Origin of the sequence: Thiocapsa sp., assembly GCF_018399035.1 — a bacterium.
In the GTDB taxonomy this organism is placed as follows: domain Bacteria; phylum Pseudomonadota; class Gammaproteobacteria; order Chromatiales; family Chromatiaceae; genus Thiocapsa.
In genome coordinates this window covers 2386802-2399918 of the sequence record NZ_CP073760.1, presented here as the reverse complement: position 1 = coordinate 2399918, position 13117 = coordinate 2386802, and the positions used below count along the sequence as shown (strand labels likewise).

Annotated in this window: 9 protein-coding genes and 1 tRNA gene; 3 read left to right on the top strand and 7 right to left on the bottom strand. The window is 65.1% G+C overall.

Annotated elements, in window-relative coordinates:
• Window positions 1-58: 58 nt before the first annotated feature.
• The 3 genes from KFB96_RS10930 to KFB96_RS10920 form a co-directional block, all read right to left on the bottom strand.
• On the bottom strand, window positions 59-622 hold the full coding sequence (locus KFB96_RS10930; RefSeq protein WP_213461650.1) for a hypothetical protein: 564 nt from the start codon (window positions 620-622) through the stop codon (window positions 59-61).
• Window positions 623-1129: 507 nt separating this feature from the next.
• Window positions 1130-1206: transfer RNA gene (locus KFB96_RS10925), tRNA-Arg, on the bottom strand.
• Window positions 1207-1447: 241 nt separating this feature from the next.
• Window positions 1448-3454 (bottom strand): UvrD-helicase domain-containing protein, encoded by a 2007-nt coding sequence (locus tag KFB96_RS10920; RefSeq protein ID WP_213461652.1) that lies wholly within the window; start codon window positions 3452-3454, stop codon window positions 1448-1450.
• Between the two features lie 174 nt (window positions 3455-3628).
• On the opposite strand from KFB96_RS10920, the gene KFB96_RS10915 reads away from it, so the two are divergent.
• The 3 genes from KFB96_RS10915 (at window position 3629) to KFB96_RS10905 (ending at window position 6070) form a co-directional block, all read left to right on the top strand.
• Window positions 3629-3979, top strand: coding sequence for a DUF2782 domain-containing protein (locus KFB96_RS10915; protein ID WP_213461653.1), 351 nt, complete (start codon window positions 3629-3631; stop codon window positions 3977-3979).
• A 137-nt stretch (window positions 3980-4116) separates the two neighbouring features.
• Window positions 4117-4692: a TRAP transporter small permease subunit gene (locus KFB96_RS10910; protein WP_213461654.1), complete on the top strand. Its 576-nt coding sequence runs from the start codon at window positions 4117-4119 to the stop codon at window positions 4690-4692.
• The gene (locus tag KFB96_RS10905; protein ID WP_213461655.1) at window positions 4685-6070 is read left to right on the top strand and encodes a TRAP transporter large permease subunit; all 1386 of its coding nucleotides are present in this window, start codon (window positions 4685-4687) and stop codon (window positions 6068-6070) included. The genes KFB96_RS10910 and KFB96_RS10905 overlap by 8 nt, the downstream gene beginning before the upstream one ends.
• 41 nt (window positions 6071-6111) lie before the next feature.
• Here KFB96_RS10905 and KFB96_RS10900 read toward each other — a convergent pair whose 3' ends face one another.
• The 4 genes from KFB96_RS10900 to KFB96_RS10885 all read right to left on the bottom strand — a co-directional run bounded on the left by KFB96_RS10900 (window position 6112) and on the right by KFB96_RS10885 (window position 12859).
• Window positions 6112-6468, bottom strand: coding sequence for a PilZ domain-containing protein (locus KFB96_RS10900; RefSeq protein WP_213461656.1), 357 nt, complete (start codon window positions 6466-6468; stop codon window positions 6112-6114).
• Window positions 6469-6583: 115 nt separating this feature from the next.
• Window positions 6584-7288 (bottom strand): glycosyltransferase, encoded by a 705-nt coding sequence (locus KFB96_RS10895; RefSeq protein ID WP_213461657.1) that lies wholly within the window; start codon window positions 7286-7288, stop codon window positions 6584-6586.
• A 415-nt stretch (window positions 7289-7703) separates the two neighbouring features.
• Complete coding sequence (gene polA / locus KFB96_RS10890; protein WP_213461658.1) at window positions 7704-10424, bottom strand: DNA polymerase I; 2721 nt, start codon at window positions 10422-10424, stop codon at window positions 7704-7706.
• A gap of 89 nt (window positions 10425-10513) precedes the next feature.
• On the bottom strand, window positions 10514-12859 hold the full coding sequence (locus tag KFB96_RS10885; RefSeq protein WP_213461659.1) for a response regulator: 2346 nt from the start codon (window positions 12857-12859) through the stop codon (window positions 10514-10516).
• Window positions 12860-13117 lie beyond the last annotated feature (258 nt).

Here is a 13117-nt window from a genome sequence, read left to right as displayed (position 1 = left end):
GGCGGAATCCATGGGTTGCCGGCAACCGGTCGGCGCTTTCTCAAGCCCGGGTTGCGGATCAGCGGGTAACCGGATTCGTTTGGTGACGTTCGGGAGGAGGCGACTCGCGTGGACTTGGACGCAGCAGGATCGCGAACTGTCCGGCCCCGTCGCTGATGATCGCCAAGTCCAGGGAGAACCCCTGCTCGATCAGTCCGCCCAGCAGGGCTCCCTCGGTGGCGATGCGCCGATGGCGCACGCTCGTGATCCCGAGGGCGTCGAGATGCGCCTCCCAAGCGGGCGTGCCCGTGATCGTGGTCAGGCTCTGCAGTTGCCGACGCGGCGCCGCGGGCAGGCCCTCCTCGCACCAGTATTCCAAGGCATGGGCATTGAGGCTGTAGCGTCGCTCGCCGGCCTGCAACAGCTGCAGGAAATTGATCCGGCTCTTGCTGTACGTGCCGGCAAACCAGCTGAACCAGTCGTTGCCGATCTGCGTGACATCGCCGTTGCGGCCCTGATGCCGAGCGCCGGTATCGTCGACCGTGATCCAGCGGCTGACCGACAAGGCGGTGGTGAGCAACGGGTCCTTCTCGGCCAGGAACGCACCGGTGTGAGCGCCGAGCAGGGCGTCGATCTGCCCCACGGAGATGTCGATGTGGACTCGGTGCAGCAGAAGCCCGAGCAATAGGGCAAGTGGCCGGGCGCACTCGAGCGCTGGCCGGCGCACTGGACGAAGGCGACGGACTTCACCTCCTTGCCGTCGGACGGGCGCTTGATGGGCCCGCCGTTGGCGGCCTTGGCCAGGCGCTCCAGCTCGAAGTTGGCGGCCGCCGTCTCCAGGGCCGCGGTCATGCCGGTGACCTGGCCGCCAAGGGCTGGGAACGGGTGACGCTGCGTCTGCTGATCCCGTATCCTTGGCCCTCTGTCGCTAAACCGCGTCCAGAGCGACATGCGTCGTTTTCATTGTGCGCTTGGCTTCGGCGATATCCTCGATCCCAGTGAGACGCGGTTTAGAATTTAATATTTTTTATTTCTTGAAACCGCGCCGGCTCCGACAGTCGTCGGAGCCGGCGCGGCCACTCCAACAAATGACGCATACCGCACAGGGCGCGGTTTAGACCAAAACGAAGGGACTTGTAACGCGTTGATTTGGCGCGCCCGACAGGATTCGAACCTGTGACCCCAGCCTTCGGAGGGCTGTACTCTATCCATCTGAGCTACGGGCGCTTTGGGGATTCTCGCTGTCCGGAGTGTTGCGATCCCATGTGGAATCCGAGGTCCGGTTCGGCGAAGACCCTGAAGGATACTGCGATCCGCCGCGGTCGTCCATGCCGATCTTGCGCTCGGGTTGTGTCGGGTCCGGCCGTTGGTCGACCCGTCCGAGGTTAAACCGCGCCCCACGCGGTAGGCGATGTTTTTGGATGGGATCGGCCCCGGCCGATTTGACGACCGCTGGAGCCGGCGCGGTTTAATCGACGTCGAGCATGCCCTTGAGTGCATGCAGATGGCTCAAGCCACGAACCTTGCGGTTCTCGGGGGTCTCGTCGCGCGCATTGTCCCAGCGCAGCTGATCCTTGGGCAGCTCGGCGAGGAAGCGGCTGGGCTCGCTGGTCACCCACTCGCCGTAGCGTTTGCGCCGACGGGTGAGGGTGAAGGTGAGTGTGCGTTGCGCGCGGGTGATGCCGACGTAGGCGAGGCGACGTTCTTCCTCGATGGTTTCTTCCTCGATGCTGGTGCGGTGCGGGAGCAGCTCCTCTTCCATGCCGACGAGGAAGACGTGCGGGAATTCCAGTCCCTTGGCGGCGTGCAGGGTCATGAGACTGACCCGGTCGCCGCCTTCGTCCTCGTCCTGGCGCTCCATGACGTCCATCAGGGTGAGATGGGTTGCCATCTCGGCGAGTGTCTTCTCCTGCAGCTCGCCCTTCTTGAGTGCGCCGAGCCAGTCGAGCAGATCGGTGACGTTGGCGTAACGGCGGTCCGCGACGGCCTGGCTGGAGGCGTTCTCGCGCAACCAGGCGGCGTAGTCGATCGTCTCGACCAGGGCGCGCATGGTCCCGACGGGGTCGGTTTCGCCGCGACGGGTATGCTCGGAGACCAACGCGGTGAAGGCGTGGAGGCGCTCGCGTTGGCGCTCGCTCAGGTGTTCGCCGAGACCCAGCTCGCCGCAGGCTTCCAGCAGATGGATGCCGCGCTCGCGGGCGTAGTTGGCGAGTTTCTCCAGGGTCGTCGGACCGATCTCGCGCCGCGGGGTGTTGACGATGCGCAGGAAGGCGGCATCGTCCTGCGGGTTGGCGATCAGGCGCAGATAGGCCATGAGGTCCTTCACCTCGGCGCGGGAGAAGAAGGAGGTCCCGCCGCTCAGGACATAGGGTACGTTGTGCTCGCGCAGGGCCTTCTCGAACGGGCGCGCCTGATGGTTGCCGCGATAGAGGATGGCGATGTCGCCGAACTCGGCCGCTTCGGCAAACTTCAGATGCAGGATCTCGGAGACGACCTGCTCGGCCTCGTGGCCCTCGTCCTTGCAGTGCAGGACGCGCGGCGGCTCGCCGGGGCCGTGCTCGCTCCAGAGGCGCTTCTCGAAGACGTGCGGGTTGTTCGCGATCAGGGTATTGGCGAGTCCGAGGATGCGTGCGCTGGAGCGGTAGTTCTGCTCCAGCATGATGACCTTCAGATGGGGATAGTCGGTCTGCAGCCGGGCCAGATTTTCGGGCCGTGCGCCGCGCCAGGCGTAGATGGATTGGTCGTCGTCGCCGACCACGGTGAAGGCCGCGCGCGGTCCGACGAGCCGGCGGACCAGGTCGTATTGCGCCCCGTTGGTGTCCTGGTATTCGTCGACCAAGAGATAGCGGATCCGCCCTTGCCAGGTCTCGCGCAGCTCCGGGTGCTCGGCGAGCATCCGTGCCGGGCGCAGGATAAGGTCGTCGAAATCGACTGCGTTGTAGGCACGCAGACTGCGCTCGTAGTCGGCGTAGAACGCGGCGAGTCGGGCCTCGAAGTCGTCCTCGGCCAGGCTTCCGGCCTGCGCGGGGTCGACCAGGTCGTTCTTCCAGCGCGAGATGCGGTGTTGGATCGCCGCCGGGCTGAAGGCGTCGCCGCCCCTGGTGTGGCGCAGATGCTCCTTGATCAGCGCCTCGGCGTCTTGGGCGTCGAGGAGCGAGAAGCGCGGGCGCAGCCCGGCGGGTTCCGGGTATCGACGCAGCATGTCGAGGCCCAGCCGATGGAAGGTGGAGATGGTCAGGCCGCGCGTCTCGGCGCCCTTGATCCGGCTGCCGACGCGCTCGCGCATCTCGCGCGCGGCCTTGTTGGTGAAGGTGAGGGCACAGATGTGGCGCGGCGAGATCCCGCCTTGACCGATGAGGTGGGCGATCTTGCGGGTGATCACGCGGGTCTTGCCGGATCCGGCGCCGGCCAGGACCAGGAGCGGCCCGGCGGTGTAGTGCACCGCCTCGAGTTGTCGGGGGTTGAGTCCGGTCATGCGGGGTCCTGTGGCGTGAAGGCGACCCGGTCGGCGTAGCGCGCGAGGTTGCCTCCGGTTCGGGCCGTCAAAGATACCCGATCGGCCCTGGTGGAGTACGTGTCCGGATGAGGCAATCCGGGTGCGTTCGTACTACCATGCAGGTCTTTCAATCGACGGTGAGATGGTGGCCCCGTGACGAGAACGATCCTGCTGACGATCCCGCTGCTGCTCTGCCTCGGGACGGCGTACGCGCAAGAGGAGCAACCGTCGGCTGCCGGCGGTGGCTTTCTGGAGGCGCCGACGGTGATTCCGTCTCCGATCACCGGCGAGGCGGTGGAGCCCGAGATCACCATTATCGAATCCGGCGACGATGTGATCTACGAGTACCGGATCCGCGGGGTGCTCTATATGGTCCGGATCCAACCCCAGTTCGGACCGCCCTACTTTCTCTTCGACACCAACGGCGACGGCATCCTGGACATGCAGGAGAACGCGGCGAACAACATCTCGATCCCGCAGTGGGTCCTGTTCGAATGGAATTGAGGTCGGATCGCGTCGCGTCCGGGATGACGTAACGATCTCGAGTCTGCGGGCATGCGAGGTGGTGACGCCGTTCGGGCGGATCCGGTGCATCGCCCGAGTCGCCTGTTTCTCGGTGAGTCCGCCGCTTGGAGCCCCGTATGAACAACGATCCCCGGCCGGGAGGTCGGGCGCGCCTGCTTGGTCTCGCCGATCGGATCGACGCCGTCGTCCGACGGATCGGCGAGTGGGCGACTTGGCTTTCGCTCGCGATGGTGCTCGTCACCTTCACAGTGGTGGTCTTGCGCTATGCCTTCGACATCGGCTCGATTGCGCTGCAGGAGTCGGTGACCTACATGCATTCCGTCCTCTTCATGCTCGGCATCGCCTACACGCTGGGGCGCAACGGACATGTGAGGGTGGATATCCTCTACGAGCGTCTCTCGCGTCGCGCGCGTGCTCGGGTGGATCTGATCGGCACGCTCCTGCTGCTGATCCCCGTGTGCGTACTGATTATCTGGCTCGGTTGGACCTACGTCGCGGAATCCTGGCGTGTGCAGGAGGCCTCGCGCGAGGCGGGCGGCCTCCCGGCCGTCTATCTGCTGAAGACCCTGATCCTGATCATGCCGATCCTGCTGTTGGCGCAGGGCCTCTCCAACGCGCTGCGCAATGGGCTCTTCTTGGCCGGAATGGAGGAGGCGCTGCCGCCCTCCGACAGGGAGATCGGTCGTGCATGAGCTGATGCCTGTCCTGCTGTTCGTCGGTGTCGTCATCACCTTGCTGGCCGGATACCCGGTCGCCCTGTCGTTGGGCGGCACGGCGCTCGCGTTTGCGCTGATCGGCGAGGTCTTCGGGCTGTTCGAGCCCGCGTTTCTCGAGGCGCTGCCCAACCGTCTCTACGGCGTCATGACCAACGAGACGCTGATCGCGGTCCCGCTCTTCGTCTTCATGGGCGTGATGCTCGAGCGCTCGCGGGTCGCCGAGAGCCTGCTCGACACCATGGCGATGCTGTTCGGGCCCCTGCGCGGCGGGCTCGGGATCTCGGTGACCCTGGTCGGCATGCTGCTCGCGGCGAGCACCGGTATCGTCGGTGCCACCGTCGTGACCATGGGGCTTCTCTCCATGCCGATCATGATGCGCCGCGGTTATTCGCCGAGCTTGGCGGCCGGGACCATCTGTGCGTCGGGGACCCTGGGTCAGATCATCCCGCCCTCGATCGTGCTGGTGCTGCTCGGGGATGTGCTCTCCTCGGCCTACCAGCAGGCGCAACTGGAGATGGGTATCTGGTCGCCCGAGACCGTGTCGGTCGGCGATCTCTTCGTCGGCGCCTTGGTGCCCGGGCTGATGCTGGTCGGCCTCTATATTCTCTATATCGTGGGTGTCGCGGTGTTTCGGCCCGAGGCGGTACCGGCGATGCCGCGCGAGGATCGACCGATCGACGGTGCCGCGTTGGCTTGGCGGGTCGTTTCGGTCCTGATCCCGCCGCTTTTTCTGGTGGTGGCGGTGTTGGGGTCGATCCTGGGCGGGTTTGCGACACCCACCGAGGCGGCATCGGTCGGTGCGGTCGGTGCACTGATCCTGGCTGCGGCGCGCGGTCGGCTGAATGTCTCGACCCTGCGCGAGGTGGTGCGTCAGACCACCGTGGTCACCAGCATGGTGTTTTTGATCTTCATCGGTGCCGCGATCTTCTCGTTGGTCTTCCGCGGTTTCGGCGGAGACGATCTGGTGACCGAGTTTCTCACTGGCTTGCCCGGCGGGGTCGTCGGTGCAGTGGCGCTCGTGATGCTGGTGATGTTCCTGCTGGGGTTCATCCTGGACTTCATCGAGATCACCTTCGTGGTGGTCCCGATCGTGGGTCCCGTGTTGCTCGCGATGGGGCTGGATCCGGTCTGGCTCGGCGTAATGATGGCCATCAATCTTCAGACCTCCTTTCTTACGCCGCCCTTCGGCTTCGCGCTCTTCTACCTGCGCGGGGTGGCCCCGCCCGAGATCACCACGCTCCACATCTACAAGGGTGTGGCGCCCTTTATCCTGATCCAGTTGCTCGTCCTTGGCCTTCTTGCGCTCTGGCCCGCGCTGGCGACCTGGTTGCCCGGGCTGGTCTACGCGTCTTGAGCCGTCTCCGAGACGCCTGATCGGCGGCGGAGTTGTCCGGGTCAGCGTGTGCTTGGTTGACGGCCGGTCGGGTCGGCGGCTTGCGGTGGCGGCGGCTGCCGGGTCATGTCCCGTGTCAGACCCCGGTAAAGGGCAGCTTGAGGATCCCGGAACATGACGCCGATGCCGGACCCGCGATGGTGAACCACGATGGCCGGGATCAGCCAATCCTTGCCCAGACATTCGAGCTCGAGCTCGACCAGGATCCCGATCGGGAGGGTGAGGTTGCGGACTTCGAGGAACATGCCCTGATCGGACAGATTGCAGCCTCGGGCGCAGATGAAGCGGCGTTTGCGGTAACGGATCGAGACATGAAGGTCGATCGGGTGTCGAGCACAATAGCGGCGTTCGATGTTCATTGGATTGTCTCTCCCCTGATCTTCGGTTTCGCCCGATAGTAGAAGCTCGACTTGACGAATCGGTTGAAGTTGCGTGACGAAACGATGAACCTTGCCGAGGTTGGAACCGTCTTCGTCAGCCGTCGCGATGTTGCCAATAGCCCCAGTCGTAGGTGCGATATTTCACGGGCATCAGATGTGTGTAGAGTAGGATGCAGCGCGTGATCGAATGCAGCGTCTTGCGCAGTCGGCTGCCCTCGATGCGCCGATGATCGGTCGCATGAACGACTAGATCCTTCCGAAACGACACCCGAAAACCCGCGCGCCGAAGACGCCAGACGACCTCCGAGTCCTCGTTGCAGGTCAGTCTCAGGTCGAAACCGCCCACGCTCGCGAGCGCATCCCGCCGGATCAGGAGATTGGAGCCCGACGCAGCCGGTATTCCACAGGCGTGGCTGAGCGCTTGGGCGCGTGCAATGCGTTTGTAATAGGTGCGGAAGCGGTCTCGGGAGAGCTTCGGTCCGTAATACACCGCACTCCCGGAAAGGGCCGCGAGCTGATCGAAATAGCCCGGCGGAAACAGGATATCGGCATCGCTGAACAGCAGCCAGTCGGTCCGTGCGAGATCGGCGCCCCGTTGTCTCGCTTGCGTGACGGAACCGGGTTCGCGCAGGACGAGGGTGTGCTCGGGTCGCAGGCTCTCGATCAGGTCCGGCGTCTCGTCCCGGCTCGCATCCACCACGATGAGCTGGATCTGCGCGGGAACGGATGCCAGAAAGTGCCGGATATTGTGGGCCTCGTCGCGCGTCGGAAGGATCAGTGTGATATCGGCCGGCAGCATTCCCGTTCATCCCGTCTCGCGCGGCAAAATAGCCGTCTAGCGAGTTTAAGGCGGAGTCATGTCAACCTGATGACGCGTCAAGGCCCGGTCGGGGATTCGGCCACGAGCGCGCCGCATGCTTTTGAGACTCTTGTGATCCGGGAACCCGGATAAAGAACCCCCGGAGTCCTGGGTTGAGGACTCCGGGGTAATCGCTTCCCCGGCTTGGGGATGCCGGGATGTGGGGTCGCCCTCAGGGGGGATGGGCAACCCCGATGCGCTCGACAAATACGACCGGGTGCACTTGAGTAAGTTCCTCGGATGTTTAACCCGCAACGCTACTTTTTAACCTTTTAAACCGCGCCGACTCCAACGCTCGTCAAGTCTTCCGGGGCCGATCCCATCAAAAGACATCGCATACCGCACCGGGTGCGGTTTAATGGGCCTCGTCCCAGTTCTCTCCCGTCCCGATATCGACAATCAAGGGAACAGCCAGATCCGCAGCGGATTCCATCATTGTGCGAATGCGCGCACCGGCCGTCTCGATCGCATCGGCGGCGATCTCGAACACCAGCTCGTCGTGCACCTGCATGATCATCCGAACCGGCGGCCGCTCGGATTGGATCCAATCATCCGTCGCGATCATGGCGCGTTTGATGATGTCGGCGGCCGTGCCCTGCATCGGGGCGTTGATGGCGGTCCGCTCGGCGGCGGCGCGTCGGTTCTGGTTGCTGTGCCCGATCTCGGCGAGATAGAGTCGGCGCCCGAACAGGGTCTCGACATAGCGGTCCTCGCGCGCTTGGGCGCGGGTGCGCTCCATGAAGTCCTTGACCCCCGGATAGCGCTGGAAATAACGATCGACGTATTCCTGTGCGGCACCGCGCTCGATGCCGAGCTGCTTGGCGAGCCCGAAGGCGGACATGCCGTAGATGAGTCCGAAGTTGATCGCCTTGGCCGAGCGGCGCTGCTCCCCGGTGACCGCCTCGGGTGCGAGCCCGAGGATCTCGGCGGCGGTTGCGCGATGGATGTCGAGACCGCTCGCGAAGGCCGCGAGCAGCCGTTCGTCGCCCGAGAGATGGGCCATGATCCGCAGCTCGATCTGCGAGTAGTCGGCGGCGAGCAGGCGGTTCCCCGGCTCGGCGACGAAGGCGCGGCGGATCCGGCGACCCTCGTCGGTGCGGATCGGGATGTTCTGCAGGTTCGGGTCGCTCGAGGAGAGCCGGCCGGTCGCGGCCACCGCCTGATGATAGGAGGTGTGGACCCGGCCGGTGTCCGGATTGACCATCTGGCGGAGCTTGTCGGTGTAGGTGGACTTGAGCTTCGACAGGCTGCGGTGTTGCAGGATGAGGTCCGGCAGCGCATGGCCGTCGGCGGCGAGCTGCTCGAGCACCGCCTCCGAGGTCGAGGGCGCGCCGGTCGGTGTCTTGGCGATCACCGGCAGGCCCAGCTCCTCGAAAAAGATCGCCCCGATCTGCTTGGGCGATCCCATGTTGAAGCGCCGCCCGGCGGTCTCGTAGGCCCGGATCTCGATCTCCTGGATCCGCTTGGCAAGCTCTGCGCTCTGCACGGCGAGCAGGTCCGGATCGATCCGCACGCCGTGGCGCTCCATGCGCGAGAGGATCGGGATCAGCGGGATCTCGATCTCCCGGTAGAGAGCGGCCATGCTCGGGATGGCTTCCAAACGGGGCCAGAGTGCGCGATGCAGGCGCAGGGTCACATCCGCGTCTTCGGCGGCATAGTGTCCGGCCTGCTCCAGCGGGATCTGATCGAAGGTGAGCTGTTTGGCGCCCTTGCCGGCGATGTGCTCGAAGTGGACCGTGTCGTGGTCCAGATATTTCTTGGCCAGCGAGTCCATGTCGTGACGGGTCGCCGTGCTGTCGAGGACATAGCTCTCGAGCATGGTGTCGTGGGCGATCCCGCGCAGCTCGACGGCATAGCGGGCCAGGACGCTCATGTCGTACTTGAGGTTTTGGCCGACCTTGCGACGGTCGGGATCCTCCAGCAGGGGTTTGAGCCGTTCGAGCACCTCCAGGCGATCCAGTTGATCCGGCGCGCCAGGGTAGACATGGGCGACCGGGACATAGGCGGCCGCGCCCGGCTCGACGGACACCGAGAGGCCCACCAGCTCCGCGCGCATGTAGTCGAGGTCGGTCGTTTCGGTGTCGAAGGCGAAGAGGTCCGCGGATTCGATCCGAGCCATCCATGCCTCGAAGGCGTCTCGGGTGAGGACGACCTCGTAGTGCTGGATTGGCTTCGACCCCGTCGATGGATCCGGGACATCCGTCTCTGCGCCGCCGGGGGCCGCGTCCTTCAGGGTGGCGAGCAGTCGGCGCGACTCCAAGCGCTCGTACCAACCGCGCAGGGTCTCGCGATCCGGCGGGGCAGGGCGCAGATCCGTGGGCTCGAGGTCGAGCGCGACATCCCGCTTGATGGTCGTGAGCGCGCGCGACAGGGGCAATTGGTCCAGCACCGCGCGCAGATTCTCCCCGACCTTGCCCGTGATCTTCTGCGCGTTGGCGATCACCCCGTCCAGATCCCCGTATTCGAGGATCCACTTGGCCGCCGTCTTCTTCCCGCATTTGGGTACACCGGGAATGTTGTCGACGCTGTCGCCCATCAGGGCCAGATAGTCGACGATGCGCTCGGGCGGCACGCCGAACTTCTCTGCGACACCCGCCGGATCCAGCACCGTGTCCGTCATGGTGTTGACCAGCGTGACATGCTCTCCGACGAGCTGCGCCATGTCCTTGTCCCCGGTCGAGACCAGCGTCGGGATGCCCTGCGCCGCGGCGCGGGTCGCGAGCGTGCCGATGACGTCGTCGGCCTCCACGTCCGGGATCACCAGCAGCGGCAGCCCCATCGCCCGGATCACCTCCTGCAGCGGCAGGATCTGCTCGCGCAGCTCGGCGGGCATGGCCGGCCGATTGGCCTTGTATTCGGGATAGATGTCGTCGCGAAAGGTCTTGCCGGGCGCGTCGAAGACCACGCCGATGTAGTCGGGTCGATGCTCGTCGATGAGCTTGCGCAGCATACTGACGACACCCATCAGCGCCCCGGTAGCCTCGCCTTTTGAGTTGGTCAGTTTGGGCAGCGCGTGATAGGCACGGAAGAGATACCCGGAGGCATCGACCAGGATCAAAGGGTAGCGTGTTGCCATGGAGGTCTCGTCGGGGAGGTCTCGTCGGGGAGTCGGAGCGATGAGACGAACGGTAGCACAGGCGCGAAGGAGGCGGAGCCGCTGTTGGCCTACATCGACAGGGCGTCTGCCCGGACGGATCCAGCCGCGGGGAGGTGACCGATCGGTCCGATCACATGGCCCGGGAGCCAGCGCAGCAGGACGGCCTCGAGCTCGGCGATCTGTGCGGGCTTCGAAATAAAGTCGTCCATCCCGGCGGCGGAACAGTCCTCGCGATCGCGCTCGGAGACGCCTGCGGTCATGGCGACGATGGGGATATGCTCGCCGTTGCCGCGAGCCTGCTCGGCTGCACGGATGTCGCGCGTCGCCTCGTGCCCGCTTAACTTCGGCATCTGAATATCCATGAGGATCAGATCGAACCGCTCGTGCGCAACGGCCTCGATGGCCGCCTGACCATCGGCTGCGATTCCGGGCTCGATACCGAAGCGGTGCAACATCATGGTGACGACCTTCTGATTGACGGCATTGTCCTCGGCAACCAGCACCCGTGCGTCGAATCGCCGGGTGGGGCGCTTCGGGGGAACCGGTACGATCCCGGCATCCGGTCGGGACATCCCCAAGACCTTGGCGGCGGCATCGTGCAGCAAGATCTCGCGGACCGGTTTGAGCAGGGTCACCTCGATCCCGACCCGACGCGCCTCGGGTCCCGGATAACCGAGGGAGCTGAGCATGATCAGCCGGGTCGCGCCGAGCGCATCGTCGCCCTTGATGCGATGCGCAAGCTCGATCCCGTCCATGCCCGGCATCTGCATGTCCAGAATCGCCAGGTCGAACGGCCGATCCTGCTCGAGCCCCCGCTGCAATGCCTTCAATGCCTGCAAACCGTCTTCCGCGCACTCGGTGCGCGCGCCCCATCGCGCGAGATGGCTTTTCAGAATCAGGCGGTTGGTGGCGTTGTCGTCGACGATCAGCGTGCGTATGCCGCACAGGTCGCTCTCCTCGTAATCCGGTGTCTGCGTTGCGGCCGTCAGAGCCAAGGTGAACCAGAAGGTCGAGCCGACACCGGGCGTACTCTCGACGCCGATCTCCCCGCCCATCAGGCCGGCGAGCCGTTTGGAGATCACCAGTCCGAGGCCGGTGCCCCCGAAGCGACGGGTCGTCGAGGCGTCGGCTTGGGTAAAGGGACGAAAGAGGGTTGCGAGTATCTGCGGATCGATCCCGATCCCGGTATCCGTGACCTCGAATCGCACCAGCCAGCCATCCTGTGTCGGGTGATCCAGGGTGACACGCACCACGACCTCGCCGCAGGCGGTGAACTTCACGGCATTTCCCATGAGGTTCATAAGGACTTGGCGGATGCGGTAAGGGTCGCCCGTCAGGACTCGGGGCACGTCCCGGTGCACGAAGCTTGCGACCTCGATCGGGCGCTCGCGCACGCCCGCTGCGACCAGCCCGGTGACCTCTTCGACGACGTTGCGCAGATCCAGCTCGATCTGCTGAAGGTCGAGCTTGCCCGCCTCGATCTTGGAGAAGTCCAGGATGTCGTTGATGACCGTCAGCAGCAGACTGCCCGATTTCTCCGCGGTGTTGATGAAATCCTGCTGCTGGCGGGAGAGCTGGCTGTCGCGCAGCAGCTCCAGCATGCCCAAGACGCCGTTCATCGGGGTACGAATCTCATGGCTCATCATCGCCAGGAATTCGCTTTTGGCGCGGTCCGCGGACATCGCCTCGTCGCGCGCGCGGGCCAGCGCGTCCATCTGTCGACGGGTCGCGGTGAGATCCCGCACCACCGCCGTGAATACGCGGCTGCTGCCGATATCCACTCGGCTCATCGCGATGTAGAGCGGAAACCCGGTGGCGTCTTTGCGCATCCCTTCGAGCTCGCGGATCTCGGTCAGCGCATCCGTCTTGCCGAGGGTTCGTGCGTCGCCGATCCGCTCCCGGTACTCGCTGCGATAAGGCTCGGCGAAGAGGATCGACATGGGTTTGCCGCGAACCTCCTCCGAGGTGTAGCCGAACATCGTCTCCGCTGCGCGGTTCATCGCGACCAAGCGGCCCGCAGCGTCGATGTGGACGGCTCCGTCGGCCATCTTGTCGATGATGGCTCGATTGCGCTCGCGGCTTTCCGTCAGGAAGGCGATCTCGCGCCCGGTCAGGCGGGTCGTCAGTAACGACCAGAGGATCGACGCCGCCGCGGACACGGCGACTGTCGCGATCACGAGTGTGGTCTGCTGCGGCAGGCTGGTTCGCGCGAACTCCGCCCAGAGTCCCGGATCCGCCCCGAGCGCGCTCGCCTGTGCTCGGAGATCCCACAGCAGTGCGCCGACAGCCGCGAGTGTTCCGACACCGATAAGCCCGAGCCCCGGGAGTGTGAAGCGATCCAAGCGGTTCTGCGTCGCGGCGCGCAGCGGGCCGATGGAGCCGCGATTGGGTCGCCGACGATTGAGCTGAGGCATCATTCTCGACAGGACAATTGAATGGTGAAACCGCTCGGCGGGCTCGGTTGGTCGGAGAGAATAGCGCGAACCTCGTGCCCGCCCGATGAGGCATTCCCTGCTTCTCGCGGCTGGAGCGGACCCCATGCCTCGTGTCGCATCCCGGCGTCCCGCATACGCTGCCATGCAGATGGTAACACTATCGGATCGGGCAACGGACTTCCTGCCGGGGCGACCGCAGCGGGGGCACGCTCTGAATCGCCGGCATCGTTCGTGTCG